This window comes from Halorubrum sp. SD690R (genome assembly GCF_005435035.1).
Classification (GTDB): domain Archaea; phylum Halobacteriota; class Halobacteria; order Halobacteriales; family Haloferacaceae; genus Halorubrum; species Halorubrum ezzemoulense.
This window is the reverse complement of record NZ_SGTV01000049.1, coordinates 1-17289: the sequence shown is the minus strand read 5'-3', so window position 1 is coordinate 17289 and position 17289 is coordinate 1. Positions and strand designations below refer to the sequence as shown.

Annotated in this window: 19 protein-coding genes and 1 pseudogene; 2 read left to right on the top strand and 18 right to left on the bottom strand. The window is 68.0% G+C overall.

What is annotated here, in order from left to right:
* A pseudogene (locus EXE41_RS17445) lies at positions 1–104 on the top strand (IS1595 family transposase); the annotation flags it as partial.
* A 39-nt stretch (positions 105–143) separates the two neighbouring features.
* On the opposite strand, the gene EXE41_RS17440 reads toward EXE41_RS17445, so the two are convergent.
* The 17 genes from EXE41_RS17440 to EXE41_RS17360 form a co-directional block, all read right to left on the bottom strand.
* A complete protein-coding gene (locus EXE41_RS17440; protein WP_086216479.1) occupies positions 144–1844 on the bottom strand; it encodes a methylmalonyl-CoA mutase in 1701 nt (566 codons plus the stop codon).
* 76 nt (positions 1845–1920) lie between these two features.
* Positions 1921–2769, bottom strand: a complete 849-nt coding sequence (locus EXE41_RS17435; RefSeq protein WP_137691648.1) for a universal stress protein — start codon at positions 2767–2769, stop codon at positions 1921–1923.
* Positions 2770–2824: 55 nt separating this feature from the next.
* Positions 2825–3265, bottom strand: coding sequence for a universal stress protein (locus EXE41_RS17430; protein ID WP_137691647.1), 441 nt, complete (start codon positions 3263–3265; stop codon positions 2825–2827).
* A gap of 63 nt (positions 3266–3328) precedes the next feature.
* Positions 3329–4897, bottom strand: a complete 1569-nt coding sequence (locus EXE41_RS17425; protein ID WP_094520940.1) for a TrkH family potassium uptake protein — start codon at positions 4895–4897, stop codon at positions 3329–3331.
* Positions 4898–4975: 78 nt separating this feature from the next.
* Entirely contained in the window at positions 4976–6478 is a 1503-nt protein-coding gene (locus tag EXE41_RS17420; protein WP_086216475.1) for a TrkH family potassium uptake protein, read from the bottom strand.
* Between the two features lie 10 nt (positions 6479–6488).
* A complete protein-coding gene (gene trkA / locus EXE41_RS17415; protein WP_049930049.1) occupies positions 6489–7826 on the bottom strand; it encodes a Trk system potassium transporter TrkA in 1338 nt (445 codons plus the stop codon).
* Between the two features lie 159 nt (positions 7827–7985).
* Complete coding sequence (locus tag EXE41_RS17410; protein WP_137691646.1) at positions 7986–8879, bottom strand: mechanosensitive ion channel family protein; 894 nt, start codon at positions 8877–8879, stop codon at positions 7986–7988.
* Entirely contained in the window at positions 8879–9124 is a 246-nt protein-coding gene (locus EXE41_RS17405; protein WP_049930052.1) for a YhbY family RNA-binding protein, read from the bottom strand. The genes EXE41_RS17410 and EXE41_RS17405 overlap by 1 nt, the downstream gene beginning before the upstream one ends.
* A 79-nt stretch (positions 9125–9203) precedes the next feature.
* A complete protein-coding gene (locus tag EXE41_RS17400; protein ID WP_086216473.1) occupies positions 9204–9650 on the bottom strand; it encodes an SHOCT domain-containing protein in 447 nt (148 codons plus the stop codon).
* A 60-nt stretch (positions 9651–9710) separates the two neighbouring features.
* On the bottom strand, positions 9711–10217 hold the full coding sequence (locus EXE41_RS17395) for a DUF5797 family protein (protein WP_089307828.1): 507 nt from the start codon (positions 10215–10217) through the stop codon (positions 9711–9713).
* Positions 10214–11512: an Asp-tRNA(Asn)/Glu-tRNA(Gln) amidotransferase subunit GatA gene (gatA, locus tag EXE41_RS17390; RefSeq protein ID WP_137691645.1), complete on the bottom strand. Its 1299-nt coding sequence runs from the start codon at positions 11510–11512 to the stop codon at positions 10214–10216. Before gatA ends, EXE41_RS17395 begins: the two co-directional genes overlap by 4 nt.
* Positions 11513–11848, bottom strand: coding sequence for an Asp-tRNA(Asn)/Glu-tRNA(Gln) amidotransferase subunit GatC (gatC, locus tag EXE41_RS17385; RefSeq protein ID WP_086216470.1), 336 nt, complete (start codon positions 11846–11848; stop codon positions 11513–11515).
* 70 nt (positions 11849–11918) lie between these two features.
* Positions 11919–12362 (bottom strand): DUF5788 family protein, encoded by a 444-nt coding sequence (locus EXE41_RS17380; protein WP_137691644.1) that lies wholly within the window; start codon positions 12360–12362, stop codon positions 11919–11921.
* A 52-nt stretch (positions 12363–12414) separates the two neighbouring features.
* The gene (locus tag EXE41_RS17375) at positions 12415–12930 is read right to left on the bottom strand and encodes a universal stress protein (RefSeq protein ID WP_137691643.1); all 516 of its coding nucleotides are present in this window, start codon (positions 12928–12930) and stop codon (positions 12415–12417) included.
* A gap of 198 nt (positions 12931–13128) precedes the next feature.
* A complete protein-coding gene (locus EXE41_RS17370; RefSeq protein ID WP_137691642.1) occupies positions 13129–14283 on the bottom strand; it encodes a pyridoxal phosphate-dependent aminotransferase in 1155 nt (384 codons plus the stop codon).
* 27 nt (positions 14284–14310) lie between these two features.
* Complete coding sequence (gene ribH, locus EXE41_RS17365) at positions 14311–14715, bottom strand: 6,7-dimethyl-8-ribityllumazine synthase (RefSeq protein WP_049930063.1); 405 nt, start codon at positions 14713–14715, stop codon at positions 14311–14313.
* A 108-nt stretch (positions 14716–14823) separates the two neighbouring features.
* A complete protein-coding gene (locus EXE41_RS17360) occupies positions 14824–15132 on the bottom strand; it encodes a hypothetical protein (RefSeq protein ID WP_137691641.1) in 309 nt (102 codons plus the stop codon).
* A gap of 164 nt (positions 15133–15296) precedes the next feature.
* Here EXE41_RS17360 and msrA point away from each other — a divergent pair, with 164 nt between their 5' ends.
* On the top strand, positions 15297–15836 hold the full coding sequence (msrA, locus tag EXE41_RS17355) for a peptide-methionine (S)-S-oxide reductase MsrA (RefSeq protein WP_049930066.1): 540 nt from the start codon (positions 15297–15299) through the stop codon (positions 15834–15836).
* A gap of 208 nt (positions 15837–16044) precedes the next feature.
* Here the strand turns inward: msrA and EXE41_RS17350 are convergent, their stop codons facing one another.
* On the bottom strand, positions 16045–16803 hold the full coding sequence (locus tag EXE41_RS17350) for a creatininase family protein (protein WP_086216466.1): 759 nt from the start codon (positions 16801–16803) through the stop codon (positions 16045–16047).
* Positions 16804–17289 lie beyond the last annotated feature (486 nt).

Sequence of the window (17289 nt, the reverse complement as noted above, 5' to 3'; positions counted from 1 at the left end):
TGGAGCAGGCCGCTCGGACCTACGGCTTCCTCCGGTCACTGAACCTTACTGGGGCACCGATCCACAGTCTCGTGGACTGTATCGCTGTCAATGTATTCCGCTAGTTCCGCCAGTCTACCGAAGAGCGCCCTCGGTTTTTGGCGTCAGGCGACGCCGATCCGCTCGCGGTACGTGCCGTGTTCCTCCTCGAACACCGCCATGATCTCGCCCATCGTCGCGTACGCCTTCACCGCCGCGACGATCTCGGGCATGGCGTTCTCCCCGGCCTCGACGGCGTCGCGGAGGTCGTCGAGCGCGCTCTCGACCGCGTCGTCGTCGCGTTCGGCCTTCACCGATTCGAGCCGATCGAGCTGTCGCTCGCGGGTGGTCTCGTCGACCTTCAGCAGGTCCGGCCGCGTGTCCTCGTCGATCTCGTAGGCGTTGACGCCGACGACCGTCTCGTCACCCTCGTCGACGCGCTCCTGGTACTCGTAGGCCGACTCCTGGATCTCGCGGTGGAAGTACCCCTGCTCGATCCCCCGGAGGACGCCGTCGCGTACGGAGCCGTCGCCCATCTCTTTGATCTCCTCGATGTACTCCATCGCTGCCGCCTCCGTCTCGTCGGTGAGCGACTCGACCGCGAACGAGCCCCCAAGCGGGTCGACGATGTCGGCCGCGCCGGACTCCTCGGCGATGATCTGCTGGGTCCGGAGCGCGACGCGGACCGCCTGCTCGGAGGGGAGCGCGAGCGCCTCGTCGAAGGAGTTGGTGTGGAGGCTCTGCGTGCCGCCCAGCACGCCCGCGAGCGCCTGGATCGTGACGCGCGCGACGTTGTTGAGCGGCTGTTGGGCCGTCAGCGACTGCCCGGCGGTCTGGGTGTGGAACTTCAGCTGTTTCGACGCCTCGGCCTCGGCGCCGTACCACTCATCCATCACCGTCGCGTAGATCCGGCGCGCCGCGCGGAACTTCGCGACCTCCTCGAAGAGGGAGTTGTGCGAGTTGAAGAAGAAGGAGAGCTGAGGGGCGAACTCGTCGACGTCGAGCCCGCGGTCGAGGCACGCCTCGACGTAGGCGAAGCCGTCGGCGAGGGTGAAGGCGAGCTCCTGAACCGCGGTCGAGCCCGCCTCGCGGATGTGGTACCCCGACACCGAGATGGGTTTGAACTTCGGCGTCTCCGCGACGGCGAACTCGATCGTGTCCGTCACCAGCTCGAGCGACGGCGCCGGCGGGACCACCCACTCCTTCTGCGCGATGAACTCTTTGAGCATGTCGTTCTGGAGGGTCCCCCGGAGCTTCTCGCGCGGGACTCCGCGCTGGTCGGCGAGCGCGACGTACATCGCGTAGATCACCGGTGCGCTCGGGTTGATAGTAAACGAGGTGGACACCTCCGCGAGGTCGATGCCGTCGAACAGCACCTCCATGTCGCGGAGCGTGTCGACCGCGACGCCCTCCTTGCCCACCTCGCCGAGCGACATCTTGTCGTCGGAGTCGATCCCCATCAGCGAGGGCATGTCGAACGCGGTCGAGAGCCCGGTCTGCCCCTCGTCTATCAGGTAGTGGAACCGCTCGTTCGTCTCCTCCGCGGTGCCGAACCCCGCGAACTGCCGCATCGTCCACGTGCGCCCGCGGTACATCGTCGGGTAGACCCCGCGGGTGTACGGCGGCTCGCCCGGGAAGCCGAGGTCCTCCTCGTAGTCGAGGTCGGCGACGTCGTCGGGCGTGTAGAGGCGGTCGACCTCGCGGTTCGACACGGTCGCGAACCGCTCGCTCCGCTCCCCGTGACGGTCGAGCGTCGGGTCGAGCGTTTCCGCCTCCCACGACGCCTTCGCCTCGCGGATCTGGGAGAGCTCCTCGTCGTCGTACATACCGCCCGTTACCCGCCGGTCGCGTATAAATATTCATTATATTTTGGAAAGCGGCGGCGGTCCGAAGCGGGGCGCCTCAGCGCCCGCCGATCAGCCGCTCCCGAAGCGAGCGCGAGGAGGGGCGTTCGGCGAGCAGCACCGACGTGTCGAGCCGCTGAATCGCCGCGGACGCGAGCGACCCGCGGACGACGCGCGAGAGGAGCCCACGCTCCGTGGCGCCGACGACCACGAGGTCGTACCCCTCGCCGATCCGCTCGATCGTCGCCCCGACGTCGACCGTCTCGACCCGCAGGTCGACGTCCCCGAGTCCGTGGCCGTCAGCCCAGTCGGTGAGGAACTCGCGGCCCGACGCCGCCTCGCCCTCGTCGACGACGTGGAGCAGCGACACCTCCGCGCCGCTGACGTCCCGGAGCGCCAGCGCGACCTCGGCGGAGAGGTCCGAGGACGGACCCCCCGCGGTCGACACGAGGACCTCCCCGGCGTCGAGCCGCTGCCCGTCCAAGACGAGGAAGTCACAGGGGAGGTCGCGGGCAAGCTCGTCCAGGGACCCCTCGGCGCGCCCGCCGGCGAACCGCGCCCCGCCGTAGCCCATCACGACGGCGTCCGCGTCGTTCGTCCGCGCGGCGTCGAACACCTCCTCTATCCCGCGGTGCGAGAGGACCGTCTTCGTCTCGACCGGCGCGTCGAACGCCGCGGCGTCGTCGACGGCCGCGGCGAGCAGGTCCGCGGAGGACCGGTCGAGCCGCTCCCGGTTCACGGCGGCCGTCTCCAGCGACGTCTGGTCCGGGACGGTGACGACGTGGACCGCGAGCAGGCGGCCGCCCCCATGCTCGGCCAGGGCGCCGGCGAGCGCGACGAGCGCGCCCTCCGTCCGCGGGTTCGAGAGCGCGACCACGACCGCCGGGCCGTCGTCGCTCGGCGTCATCGATCGGATCCCTCTCACCGCTCGGGCCGCCCGAGAGCACGCGGGCGACGACGACTCATTCGTCCGCCTCGGCGCGGGGGAGCGCGACCACCGGGACCGGTGCGTCGGTCACGAGTTCGGTCGATATGTCGCCCGAGAGGAGCTGTACGAGCCGGTTCCCGCCGCGCGACCGGTAGGCGATCGCGCTCGGGTCCGTCTCGACGGCGGCGTCGAAGATCGCTTCGGCCACGTCCCGAGCGTACGCGGTGTGTTCGTCGGCGTCGGGGAACACCGTTCGGACCGCGGCGTACGACTCGGCCGCGAGCGCCTCCGACTGCTCGACGGGCGTCTTGTCCGGGACTCCTCCCCCTTTTTCGACGACGTGGAGCGCGGTCACGCGCCCGGTCTCGTACGGTTCGAGCGCCCGCGCCGTCGCCAGCGCGTCGTCCTCGTTCGCGACGGGGAGGAGCACGTGAGCGAGCAGGTCTTGGCCACCGGCGTCGTCGGGACTCGTCATACGAACACCACTCTCCCCGTCGGTTATGAAGATACGCTCTCGCCACCGGGTCGAGAGGGCGCCCTACCGTCCGTCGACCCCGGAGATGAACACCGCGAGCACCGGGACGATCTCCAGCCGGCCGATCCACATCAGGAACACCATCAGCAGCTTCGACGTGTCCGGGAAAAAGAGGTAGCTCCCGAACGGCCCGAGCCGGCCGAACCCCGGGCCGATGTTCCCGATCGTGGCGAGCGAGGCGCTGAACGACTCCAGCGCGGTGAGCTGCGTGCCGACTCGCGCGGCGTCCAGCGCGATAAACACCGCCGAGACGGCGAGCAACACCAAATAAAGGAGCGTGAACGCCATGATGCCACGGATCGCGTCCTCGTCGACGACGCTCCCGCTGAGCCGGACGGGCTGGACGACGTCTGGGTGTGCCGACGTGAACAGCTCGCGGCGGATCGCCTTCGCGACGATCAGCCACCGGACGATCTTGATCCCGCCGCCCGTCGAGCCGGCAGAGCCGCCGATGAACATCGTGAACAGCAGCAACACCTGCGCGTGCGTGTCCCACTGCGCGAAGTCCGAGGTGGCGAACCCGGTGGAGTTCAGCAGCGAGCCGATCTGGAACGCCGCCTGCCGGAGGGCGTTCTCCGTGACGCTCTCCGTGGCGCCCCCGATTTCCAAGACCGGCGCGGCACCGCGGAACAGGAGGACGGCGAGCAGGGCGGTGACAACGGCGAGCGCACCGGCGTACGTCCGGAACTCCGCGTTCTCCAGCAGCGTGTCGACCTCGCCGCGAAGCACATGCCAGAACAGCGCGAAATTGACCCCGGCGACGACCATGAACGGGATCACGACCCACTGGACGGCCGCCGAGAAGTAGCCGATGCTCTCGGCCTGCGGCGAGAACCCCCCGGTCGGGAGGGTGGAGAACCCGTGCGCGACGGCGTTGTAGAGGTTCATGTTCGGCGCCATCCCGACGAGATGGAGCACGTACAGGAGGGCCGCGAGCAACACCGTGAAGCCGAAGTAGATCAGCCAGAGCGCGCGCGCCGTCTCCGCGATCTTCGGGGTGAGCTTCTGGAGTTCAGGGCCGGGCGCCTCCGAGTCCATCAGCTGTGCGCCGTTGACCGCGACCTCCGGGAGGATGGCGATCATCAGGACGATGATCCCCATCCCGCCCAGCCACTGCGTGAGCTGCCGCCACATGAGGAGCGCGTGGGAGTGCTGGTCGGTACTGATCTCGCCGAGGACGGTCGCGCCCGTGGTGGTGAACCCGCTCATCGATTCGAACAGGGCGTTGACGACCGACCCCGTTAGCGCGCCGACCGAGCCGGTCTGGAGCCCGACGGTCGACGCGGTGCCGTAGCCGGCGAGGAGGTACGGAACCGTACCGATAACTGCCGCCGCGAGCCACGCGAGCGAGACGAAAAGCAGCGCCTCGCGAGGGCCGAGGTCCGGGTCGGGGTCGACCCGCTCGACCGCGAACCCGACGCCCGCGACGAGCGCCATGGAGACCAGAAATACCCAGATGTCTTCGCCGTACGCGAGCGCCACCACCAGAGGAACAAGCAGCGTGACGGCGAGGTACTTGATGCCGACGCCGAGAAGCCCGACACTCGCCTTCCAGTTGACGCCCCAAGACATGATACTCGAACGGTATGGCGGTCGCCCGTTCGCTGTATTAAACTGTCGAAGGGGGGACGGCGGGAGAGCCGCCTTGACTCAGGAGGTCCAGAACTCCTTCGTGAACAACACGAGGACCGGGATGATCTCGATCCGGCCGATCCACATCAGGACGATCATCACGGCCCGCGTACTCAGCGGGAACGTCGCGAACGTCCCGTACGGGCCCGCGTCGCCGAACGCCGGGCCGATATTGAGGAACGTGGTCGCCGCGGCCCCGAGCGCCTCAAACTCGGTCACGCGCAGGTTCGCCCGCTCGGCGTCGACGACGATGACCACGGCGAGCAGGAAGAAGATCACGATGCTCAAGAGGAGGTACGCGTAGATGTCGCGGATCGCGCCCTCGTCGACCGGCTCCCCCGATATCCGGACCGGGCGAACGGACTCCGGGTGGATCGCGGTGAAGAGGTCCCGGCGGAACGACTTCAGCGCGACCAGCCACCGCAGCGACTTGATCGAGCAGGTGGTCGACCCGACCATCCCGCCGACGAACATCCCCATGAACAGCATGTGCTTCGCAGCGGGCGCCCACAGCACGTAGTCGGTGCTGGCGTACCCGGTCGTCGTCACGATGGACGCGACGTTGAACACGGCGTGGCGGATCGTCGCCTCGGCGCCGAAGGTGACGCTCGGATCGAGGAACAGCGCGCCCCCGACGATCGACGCGAACGTCGCCATCGCGCCGAGGTAGAAGTGAAACTCCTCGTTTCGCAGCAGGCGCATCGGCTCGCCGTTGATGGCGAAGTAGATGAGGACGAAACTGGTCGAGCCGATCACCATGAACGGGACGACCGCCCACTGGATCAGCGGGTGGAACGCGCCGACCGAGAGCGGCTCCGGCGAGAAGCCGGCGGTCGCGACGGACGTGAACGCGTGCGCGACCGCGTTGTACAGGTCCATCCGCGGGTCGACGGCGAGCCCGAGCAGGAAGTACACCGCGATCGCGAGGCCGGTGAGCCCGAAGTAGATCCCCCAGATGAGCTGTGCGGTCCGCGATATCTTCGGCGTGAGCTTGTTGACGTCTTGCGTCTGTGACTCCGACTCCATCAGCTGTGCCCCGCCGACGCCGATCTCGGAGAGCACCGCGGTCGCCAGGATCAGGATTCCGAGGCCGCCGAGCCATTGGATCACCTGCCGCCACATCATGACGGACCGCGAGTGGAGCGAGAAGTCGCGCAGCACCGTCGCGCCCGTCGTGGTGAGTCCGCTCATCGACTCGAACAGCGCGTTCACCGGGTGCGCGACCGTGCCGACGCCCGCGACGACGAAGGGGATCGCGCCGACGGCGGCGACGAGGAACCAGATCAGCGCCACCGCGAGGAACGCCTCCCGCGGGCCGAGGTCGCCCTCGGGGTCCCGTACCGACCGGAACGCCGCACCGATCGCGAGCGAGACGGCGATCGCCGCGAGGAACGGCACGGGCGACTCGCCGTAGTAGAGGGCTATCAGCAGCGGAAACGCGAGCGGAACCGGGAGGGCGGCGAGGACGTCGCCGGTGAGTCCCACGCTCGCCCGCCAGCCGACGCGGATCGTGGTACTCACGTGGAGGCGGTCACGCCATCGAGGCGATCTGTCCGACCGAGTCGGATTCCACGAGGAGTATCACGTGGTCACCGGCCTGAAGTACGGTGTCCCCGCGCGGGGTGACCAGCTGGTGGTTGCGCGTGATCGCGCCGATAACGAACCGCGCGTCGCTCTCCGCGACGATGTCCGATATCGGTCGCCCCGTGAGCCCGCACCCCTCGGTGAGTTCGAGTTCGAGGACCTCCGCCTGGTCGTTTTCCAACACCGCGATGTTCTCCGCGACGCTCTCGTAGGTGAACCGGGTGATCTCCTCGGCGGTGACCGTCCGGGGATTGATCGCGATGTCGATGCCGATCTCCTCGAAGACGGTGACGTAGTCGGGGCTGTCGACGACGGCGATCACGCGGTCGACGCCGAGGCGCTTGGCGAGCACGGAGATGAGCAGGTTCTTCTCGTCGGAGCCGAGCGCCGTGACGACGATATCGGCCTCGTCGACGTGTTCGCGGGAGAGGAACTCGGTGTCGGTGGGGTCGTGTTCCATCACGACGGTGTCCGGGAGGTTCTCGGCGAGCCACCGCGCGCGGTCGGCGTCGCGCTCGATCAGCCGCGGCGTGAAGTCCCGCTCCTCCAGCAGCCGGGCGGTCTGATACCCGATCTCGCTGCCGCCGACGACGACGATCTCGTCGGCGTCGTCCGGCGTCGCCTCGGGCGCGATGTCGGTCGCGAACGACTGAACGCTCTCGGGGCTTCCGACCACCACCGCGCGGTCGCCGACGACGATGTCCGTGTCGCCGCGGGGGATCGTCATCTCGCCGTCGCGGAACAGCCCGACGAAGGTGAGCGACTCGAACCGGTCGGCCTCCGAGACGGTCTGTCCAGCGACGGGGCTTCCCTCGCCGATCTCGAACTCCGCCATCTGGACGAGCCCGCCGGCGAACGGGTCGACGTCGATCGCCGCCGGGAGCCCGATGACGCGGACGATGTTCTCCGCGGTCAACAGGTCCGTACACACCATGAAGTCGACGCCGAACGCGCCCTCGCTGCCCTGCCAGGTGCGGAGGAACTCGGTGCTTTTCACGCGGGCGATGGTGAACCCGTCGCCGAGCGTCTTCGCGGCCCCGCACGCGACGAGGTTCGTCTGGTCGTCGTCGGTACACGCGATGACCATGTCCGCGCGGTCGACGTCGGCGGCCGACTGGATCTCCGAGGACGTCCCGTCCCCGGCGATGGTGAGCACGTCGAGCTCGTACTTGAGCTGTTCCGCCCGGTCCGGATCGACGTCGACGACGACGACCTCGTGGTCCGACGCGAGACTCGCGGCGATGCTCGTCCCGACCTCGCCGGCCCCGATGACGACCACGTACATGGACCAACCCAGAGACCCGAACTTGAAGTTCGTTACTATCGGTGCTCGGGCGTACTCAGCGCGCCAGCGACGGGGAAGACACCGCCAGACGGTTCGAGGCGCCGCCCTGCCGGGTGACGCCGCTCCACCGAGCGGGTGTTCTCCGCCGCGGCCGCCGCTTCAATCGTCTCCGCCGAACGACGAGGGATCCGTCCACTCGTTGCGTCCCGAGACGGTGCGCTGGGGGAACGGGATCGAGATGCCCGCCTCGTCGAAGCGCGCCTTGACGGCCTTCACGTAGTCGGCGCGCGCCTTCACGAAGTCCGCCCGCGAGGGGTCGTCGATCCAGATCCGCGACTGGAGGCCGACGTACGAGTCGGCCAGTTCGGTCAGCCGGACCGACGGCGCGGGGTCTTCGAGGATCGCGTCGCTCCTCTCGGCCTCCTCGACGATGATGTCCGTCGCCTTCTCCACGTCGTCCTCGTAGTCGATCCCGAAGACGAACTTCAGCCGCAGTGTCTTCTTCGCGACCGGGTTCTTCACCACGTCGCTCGTCAGCGCGTGGTTCGGCACCGTAAGCAGTTCGTTGTCGAAGGTGCGCACGCGGGTGACCCGGAAAGAGATGTCCTCGACGACCCCCGAGTTGCCGTTCCACTCGATCCAGTCGCCGATGCGGAACAGCTTGTCCGTGTAGATGAACACGCCCGCGACGAAGTTCTTGATCACGTCCTGGAGCGCGAAGCCGATCGCGAGCGTCGCCGCCGCCGCGATCGTCGCGAGCGAGCGCAGGAACCCCTGGTAGCCCGCCGCGCCGAACGCGACCGTGACGCCGGCGAACAGGACGAGGAACGCCACGATCTTCTGGAGCGGGCGCCGGGCGTGCTCGTCGAGCCCCTGTCGGTCGAACACCCGGCGGACGAGCGGCTTGACGGCCGCCTTGTACAGGACGTACGTCGCGGTGACGACGGCGAGGAAGATCGCGGCGTCGACGACGATGTCGGCCAGCGGACCGAGGTACGGCTCCAGCGTCCCCGCGACCGCGACGACTCCGGACGCGCCCGCGGGGGCGCCCATCAGTGGAGCACCGCCGTGTTGCCGCGCGTCTCGATCAGGTCGGCGCCGACCGCCTCGGCGAGTTCGTCGGCGAGTTCGTCGGTCGACGTGCCGCCGCGGGCCGCCCGAAGGAACTTCACCTTCACCAGCTTCCGGTCGTCGAGCTGGTCGGCAAGCTCGTCGACGACCGCGTCGACGCCGCTCTTCCCGACCCAGACGGTCACGTCGAGGTCGTGCGCCTCCTTCCGCAGTTCGTGGTCGCTCATACGCGGTCGAGTCGGCCGCGCGCATTGAAGCTTGAGGTTCGGTCGCGCCGGTCGCGTCGGAGCGGCGCGGCGCCCCGCGTCACCGCTCCCGCTCGGCTTCGCGTTCCGGAGCGGCGGCGCGGTTCCGCTCCGCCCACTCGGCGGCGTCCTCCGGCGTCTCGGTCTCCAGTAGGCGATCGAGCTTCCGCTCGAACTGCTCGTCGGTGAGGTCACCGTTCGCGTACCGGGTCCGCAGGCGTTCGAGAGCGTCCGTGGTGTCGCCGGCCGCCTCGCCGCGCTCCGCCGTCTCTCCGCGTTCGACGGGGGTCGACTCGGCCTCGGGCTCGACGGCGAGCGAGTCCTCCGCTTCCTCGTCGAACAACATCGAGACGACCGGAATAATCACGATGTACCCGAACAGCATGAACCCGAGCCACCAGTCGAACCCGGCCAGGAGGGCGCCGAGCCACGTGCCGGTGACCACCGTCGCGGCGATGCTGCTCGCGTTGCGGCGAAACCGCTCGCGGGGAGTGGCGGCGTCGCTCATTGGGAGGACGGTTTCCGTGCCGGTACAAAATCGTATCGGCACTCGGTCGGCCGACGGGGCCTACTCCTCGACCTCGACCGTGATCTCGTCGCGCGCGACCGCCAGCCGGAACGTCGGCACGGTGCGGTAAACCACCTCGACGACGTTCTTGCGCTCCAGACTGCGGAGCGCCCGCCGCACCGCGTCCACCTCGGGATCGGCGTCGAACGCCTCGCGGAGCGCGTTGAGCACGCTCACGACGGACTGCGAGCGCTCGTCCGGTCCGGCGAGCACCTCGGTGACCCGCGACTCCAGCTCGGAGACGCGGATCGTCTCCGGGACCGCGCCGCGCGCGACCGCGTCGGGCTCGACCCCGGGCTCGACGTCGACGAGGTCGTTCGCCTCCGCCGTCGCGCGGATCAGGCTGTCGTCGTCGCGGTAGTAGTACTCCTTCAGGTGGTTCTCGAGGTAGCCGTGGACCTCGCTGCCGCTCTCCATCTCCCAGGCGTCCTGGAGCTCGCCGTTCTTCGTCGGCTGGAGGCGGACCACGTCCGCCAGTCGGTCCCGCTCCTCGTCCGTGAGGCTCATCTGTCTTCGACCGCGCTCGCGGCGCGGACGATGGTCTCCTCGCCGAACTTCGGCCCGACGAGCTGGAGCCCGACCGGGAGCCCGTCGGCCTCGCCGGCGGGGACCGAGATCGCTGGGAGGTTCGCGAGGTTGGCCGGCGTCGTGTTCGCGTCGGCGAGGTACATCCGCAGCGGGTCGTCGAGGCTCTCGCCTAGTTCGAAGGGGAGGACCGGCATGGTCGGCGAGGCGATGACATCTACCTCGTCGAACGCCGCCTCGAAGTCCTGCCGGACCCACGCGCGGGCGTCCTGCGCCTTCTCGTAGTACTTGTCGTGATACCCGGCCGAGAGCGCGTACGTGCCGAGGAGGATCCGGCGCTTGACCTCCGCCCCGAACCCCTCCTCGCGCGTCTCCGCGAACGACTCGTTCCAGTTGCCGTCGGCGCCGCTCCGGTGGCCGTACCGGACCCCGTCGAAGCGCGCGAGGTTCGAGGACGCCTCCGCCATCGCGATCACGTAGTACGCCTGGACCGCGTGCTCGACGGACGGCAGGGAGGTGTCAGTCGTCTCCGCGCCCTGCGCTTCGAGGTCCGCGATCGCGGCCTCGACCGTCTCGACGACGCGCTCGTCGGCGCCCTCGAACAGCTCCGTGGGGACGCCGATCGTCAGCCCCGCCACGTCGCCGTCCGCGGCCGCGGCGTAGCTCGCGTCCGGGTCCGCGCCCTCGACCTCGCGCAGGTCGCGGGTCGTCCCGTCGTGGGGGTCGTCGCCGGCGATGACGTCGAGCGCTGCGGCGGCCTCTTCGACGGTGCCCGCGATCGGCCCGATCTGTTCGAGCGAGTTCGCGTACGCGATGAGCCCGTACCGGGAGACGAGCCCGTACGTCGGCTTGATCCCGACGACGCCGCAGAACGCGGCCGGACAGCGCACCGAGCCGCCGGTGTCGGAGCCGAGCGCGACGTCCGCCTCGCCCGCCGCGACCGCGGCCGCGGAGCCGCCCGAGGAGCCGCCCGGGACGCGGTCGGTGTCGACCGGGTTCCGCGTGGGGCCGAACGCGGAGGTCTCGGTCGTCGTCCCCATCCCGAACTCGTCCATGTTCGTCTTCCCGACGACCGTCGCGCCCGCGTCGGTCAGCCGGTCGACCACGGTCGCGGAGTAGGGCGGGACGTAGTCGGCGAGCATCTCCGAGCCGCAGGTCGTCCGGACCCCCTCGGTGGAGATGTTGTCCTTCACCGCCACGGTCGCGTCCGCGAGGGGACCGTCCGCGTCGCCCTCGATCCGCTCCTCCGTCACGAAGGCGTTGATGTCGGCCGCCATCTACGACACCTTCGGGCCGACGAAGAAGCCGTCTTCCGTCTCCTCGGCGTTCGCGAGCGCCTCCTCCTGCGAGAGGCCGTCGCGGACCTCGTCGGGGCGCATCACGTTGACGAGGTCCTCCTCGCGTTCGGTCTCGGGGACCTCGTCGAGCGCCTCGAAGTACTCTAAGATGTCGCCGAACTGCGCCGCGAACTCGTCGACCTCGTCGTCGGCGAGCCTGACGCGCGCCAGGTCGGCGACGTGACGGACCTCCTCGGCGTCGACGGCGGCCGCGGCGTCGTCGCCCCCGTCGGGGGACTCCCCCGCGTCATCCGTCGACTCGGACGTATCGCTCATACGAGCAGGTGTCCCGGACCGGGAGTAAGGGTTTCGGAACGTCGCATCGGACGCCCGCCGAGGCCCGCGATCACCGGACCTCGTCGACGAAGGCGAGCCAGCGCTCGTGGCCGTCCAGCGTCGCGGAGCGGTGCGCGTCGGCGAAGTCGGGGTGGCGGATCGTCTCCAATGCGTTCAGCGCTCGGTCGATCCCGACGACCTCGTCCGCGAGCAGTTCGGCGGTCTCACGGTCGAGCGGGGGGTCATCGGGGGTGTCGCCCGCGTTGGTTTCGGCGCCTTCGCCTCGCAGTCGGGCCATCCGACGCTCGCGCTCGGCGCGGAGCGTCGACTTCACCGACGACACCTTGCGCTCGACCTCCGGCGGGACCGTGTCGACTGCGCGCGTCTCCACGATGAACTCGGAGAGGTCGACCGCGGTGCCGTCGATGGTGACCTCGTCCGGGACCGACGCGCCGACCGTCGCGCTCTGGCTGGTGACCCGGTCGAGTATCGCCTCTCGCTCGGCCTCGTCCATGCGGTCCCGTTGCGGGGCGCCGGGAAAATGTGCTGCGGTGACGGAGCGACCGTCACTCGCCGTCCGATTCGTCCGCCCGGACCGTCACGACGGGCGCGTCCGCCAGCCGTACGACTTTCTCTGTGACGCTCCCCAGCAGGTAGCGCTCGACGCCGGTGCGGCCGTGGGTCCCCATCACGATGAGGTCGGCGTCGTGGTCGTCGGCGTACTGGAGGATCGCCGAGTGAGGGGTCCCCATCTCGACGGCCGTCGTCATGTTGATGTCGTCCGGTGACTCCGCCGCGGCCCCGACGAGCTCTCTCGCGTGAGCGGTGAGCTCGGCCTCCACCTCGTCGGCGTCGACGTCCTCGTGTCTGCCGATGTAGCCCGTCTCCGGCGAGACTCCGCTCATCGCCTGGCTGTCTTCGTGGACGAACGCCCCGCTCACGCCGAGGCCGCCCTCGCGGGTGTCGACGACGTGGACCACGTGGACCGTCGCGTCGAACGCCGACGCGAGTTCGCTCACGTGTGCCGCCGCCGCTTCCGAGCCGGCGCTTCCGTCCGTCGGGAACAGTATGTTGTCGTACATCGTACCACCGAGTTGAAACTTCGCGGAGCAGCGGTAAAAACGCACCGCAGATTCGCGCTACTGGGGGATGCGGCCGCTCAGCTGGAGAATTTAGCGACGACGCACCGACGAAAAGCGAGGCGATGCGTCGACCGGGAGGGCTCCCGAGAGCGTAGCGGTGCGCCGGCCACGACGCGCCGGTCCGGAGACCGTCCCCCGCTACAGCAGGTCGTTCGAGACGAGGCGGTCGACCGCCTCGCGCAGGCGCTCTTCGCTCGCGGCGTAGGAGATGCGCGCGTAGCCCGGGGCGTTGAACGCGCTCCCGGGGACGCAGGCGACCGCGGCCTCCTCGATCGCCGCCTCGCACCACGCCTGATCGTCGTCGTCGACGGGGATCATCATGTAGAACGCGCCGTCGCCGACGTCGACGTCGACGCCGTGCTCGTCGAACAGGTCGACGAGGAGGTCGCGGCGGTCGGCGAAGGCGTCGCGCATCTCCTCGACTGCCGTCTCGGTGTTCTCTAAGGCCTCGATCCCGGCGCGCTGGACGAAGTTCGTCGCGCAGGAGACGGAGTGGGAGTGGAGCTTGCCCGCCTCGCCGACGAACTCGTCGGTGGCGTGGAGGTAGCCGAGCCGCCAGCCGGTCATTGAGTACGCCTTCGAGAAGCCGTTGATCGTCACCGTGCGGTCGGCCATCCCGTCGAGGCTCGCGAGCGAGACGTGCTCGGCGTCGTAGACGATGCGCTCGTATATCTCGTCGGAGATGACCGCGACGTCGTGCTCGACGGCGAGGTCGCGAACGCCCTCCATCGCGGCCTCGGAGAACACCGCGCCGGTGGGATTGGACGGGGAGTTGACGACGAGGAGTTCGGTGTCGTCGGAGACCGTCTCGGCGAGCTCGTCGAGCGCGGGCTCCAGCTGGAACCCGTGCGGCGCGAGGTCGACCCGAGAGAGGTCGCCGCCGGCGAGCTTCGCCATCGCCTCGTAGGAGACCCACGCGGGGTCGAGGAGCACGACCTCGTCGCCCTCGTCGATCAGCGTCTGGAACGTCTCGTACAGCGCCTGCTTGCCGCCGGGGGTGACGATCACCTCGTCCGCGTCGGCGTCGATCCCGGTGCCGCGGAGCTTCGCCGCGATCGCCTCCTTGAGTTCGGGCACGCCGTTCGAGGAGGTGTATCCCGTGTGGCCCGCGTCGAGCGCGTCCTTGCCCGCTTCGACGACGTTCTCCGGGGTGTCGAAGTCGGGCTCGCCGACCGAGAGGTCGACGATGTCGGCTCCTTCGGCCTCCTTCTCCGCCGCGAGGTTCGATATCGCCAGCGTCGCGCTGGGCTCTACGCGTCCGATCCGCTCCGAGAAGTCGTATGCGTCGCTCATGTGTCGTGTGTAGTCGGCTCGTGGGTGTCAGTCGAGTTCCTCGGCGAGGTCGATCGCCGCCGCGGCCGCGTCCGCGCCCTTGTCGATCCGCTCGCGCGCCTCCGCGCCGGACATCCCGGGGCCGCTCACGCCGAAGGTGACCGGCGTGTCCCGGTCGAGGCTCACGTCGGTGAGCTTCTCGGCGGTCGCGGTCGCGATGACCCGGTCGTGGTCGGTGTCGCCGGTGACGATGGCGCCGACGACCGCGACCGCGTCGACGTCCTCGCGGCGCGCGAGGCGGTCGGCGGCCAGCGGGCTGTCGTACGCGCCCGGCACGCTCAGTTCGTCGACGACGACGGCGTCGCGGTCGGCCGCCGCCTCGCGGGCGGCCTCGGCCATCGGCTCCGTGACGGAGTCGTTGAACCGCGCCACCACCAGTCCCAGCGAAACCATACCGGGACTGGAGCGGGCGACGGCAAAGGTCTACCGTTCGACCGCAGGGTTGCCGGGCGAACGCGTTCGGCGACGGGGGCGGTCGGAGCCCGACCGCCGGACACGAGGTCACGCGCGTGAGGCGATCGGGTCCCGTCCCGCCCACAGGACGTAGAACCCGTACAGCAGCAGCGACAGGAACCCGACCAGAAGCGAGACGGCGAGGAGGAGCCCGACCGGACGGGGAAGCGAAACGATCGGTCCCTGTTCGAGTCCGATCACGGCTCGGAGGCCGAACCAGAGGACGAACGCCGGGAGGACGTACCGTTTGGCGCGGTTGGTCCCGGTCACTCGTTCGGCAACCACGATGACGCAGATCCCGACCAGCGGGATGAGCATGGATAGAGCGTTTTCGCCACTACCGAACCACTCGATCATCTGGGGAACATCTCCGCTCGGAGAACTTGGTGCCTCGGTTCGCTGATTCCTCGGACGGGGTCCGGCACGTCGTGACCGCGATTCGGGTTAGCTGTGGATCGCCAGCCGGCACACCCGCCGCACGCCGCGGGTCATTAATACGTCTGCGACGCCAACGGGATCCCATGACAGAGACCGAGACCGCGACGGTCGGCGGCGGCTGCTTCTGGTGCGTCGAGGCGGCGTTCAAGCAGCTCGACGGGATCGAAAGCGTCACCTCCGGCTACGCCGGCGGCCACGCGGACGACCCGACCTACCGCGAGGTGTGTACCGGCAACACCGGCCACGCGGAGGTCGTCCAGGTCGAGTACGACGCCGACGCCCTCTCCTACGAGGACATCCTCGAAGTGTTCTTCACGGTCCACGACCCGACGCAGCTGAACCGACAGGGCCCGGACGTTGGGAGCCAGTACCGCTCGATCGTGCTCTCTCACGACGACGAGCAGCGGCGGCTCGCGGAGGAGTACGTGGCGGCCCTCGACGAGGAGGGCGGCTACGACGACGAGGTCGTGACCGAGGTCGAACCGCTGGAGACGTTCTACCGCGCCGAGGAGAAACACCAGGACTACTTCGAGAAGAACCCGGCCGACGCCTACTGTACGATGCACGCGCAGCCGAAGGTTGAGAAGGTCCGCGAGCGGTTCCGCGAGAAGGTCAAAGCGTAGGGACCGGTAGGGAACGCCTCCGAGGCCTCATTCATCCGTTGATAAATAGCCGGCTCCGTTGAAATCCTTAATCATTGATAGGATCGGCGTGCGAGATACGGAGGATGTAGTCAGCACCTGAACAATGTTACTTTCTCCGTCTATATCCTGAATCAGCCGGTAGAATTCGCTTGCCCATTAATCGTTCAACTTCGGTGGTGACGAGTATCTACACAGAACGACGTTCGTTCTCGATGTGATCAACGTAGGTATCCACCACGTTCTGAATGATAGTTTCGCCGGCTTCAGCGGTTGCTTCAGCCGGATCGCCAAGCACACCGTTTTGGGTGATTGTTTTGAACCCCTCGCTGAGAAGGCGAGCGGTAGAGATCTTTCCTTCGGGGCCGGGCTCGATGTTCTCCATCTTGACCAAGTCCTCATTTACCGCCAACACCACCGCTGTCTCGGCTGCGCCGGCGTGAATCACATCTTGATGGTAGTCGATTCCTGCCTCACTGAGGCCATCATTCAGTAACTGCATATGCTCGTCAAGGTCAGCGAGGGGAATCACGGTGGCCTCGATTTCTCGGCCGACATCGGGTGCGACAGTTTTGACTGGGCCGAAGTTCCCACCGTGGGTCGGGACAAGGACGATGTGTTCGAAGCCGTGTTCATCGAGCGACCGACAATATGCCCGGATCACATCCATCAATGTCTCGGGCGGGACAGTGATTGTTCCCGGGAACTCCATATGATGCCCCGAGCATCCAGGCCGAATCGTCGGCGCAGCAATCGCGTCCCCTAGTTTCTCCGCAATCCGCCGCGAGAGTTCGTCACCGTCCAATGTGTCCATGTTCAACGGGAGATGAGGGCCGTGCTGTTCGATTGAACCGACGGCGACAATCGCGGTCCGTGTTCCGTTTTCGAGCGCCGATTCGACTTCTGGCCATACCATCTCCTCAAGGAGTATTGACCCGCGAGAAGACATACAGATGATAATGTTCCCGCATAGTTTAAAAATTCTGTCACACAGAAAGAGAGCACTCAGATCGATCCGGGCATAGCCGCGAACTACGTCCCCTGTACTGAGCGCTCCGGCCTGACCGAATCCGAGAGGAACTTAGTACGACACTCGCGCTCTGTATTCAGTACGACTCCAAGAACGTATCCCCTGCTGAGGATTTCACCTATGGAAACGCTGCTACCCGGGCAAACCACGTCTAGCGATAAAATGATTACGCCGTCCGGGGATCTGCTGTTCTCACAACCGGCAGGCGGTCGGAGCGTGTCTGCGGTGCGGTCGCTGTCTGGCGATAGCTGACGCTCACGGAGGGCCTCGGCCGGCCACTGAGGGCCGCCGGACCGGCGGCCCTCAGATCCCTCGTCTATGCGGTTACACCCGGTGGATCGTACGCTTCTCCCCGATCAAGCATGTGGTAGATCGATACCAGCATCTTCCGAGCTGCTGCCACGA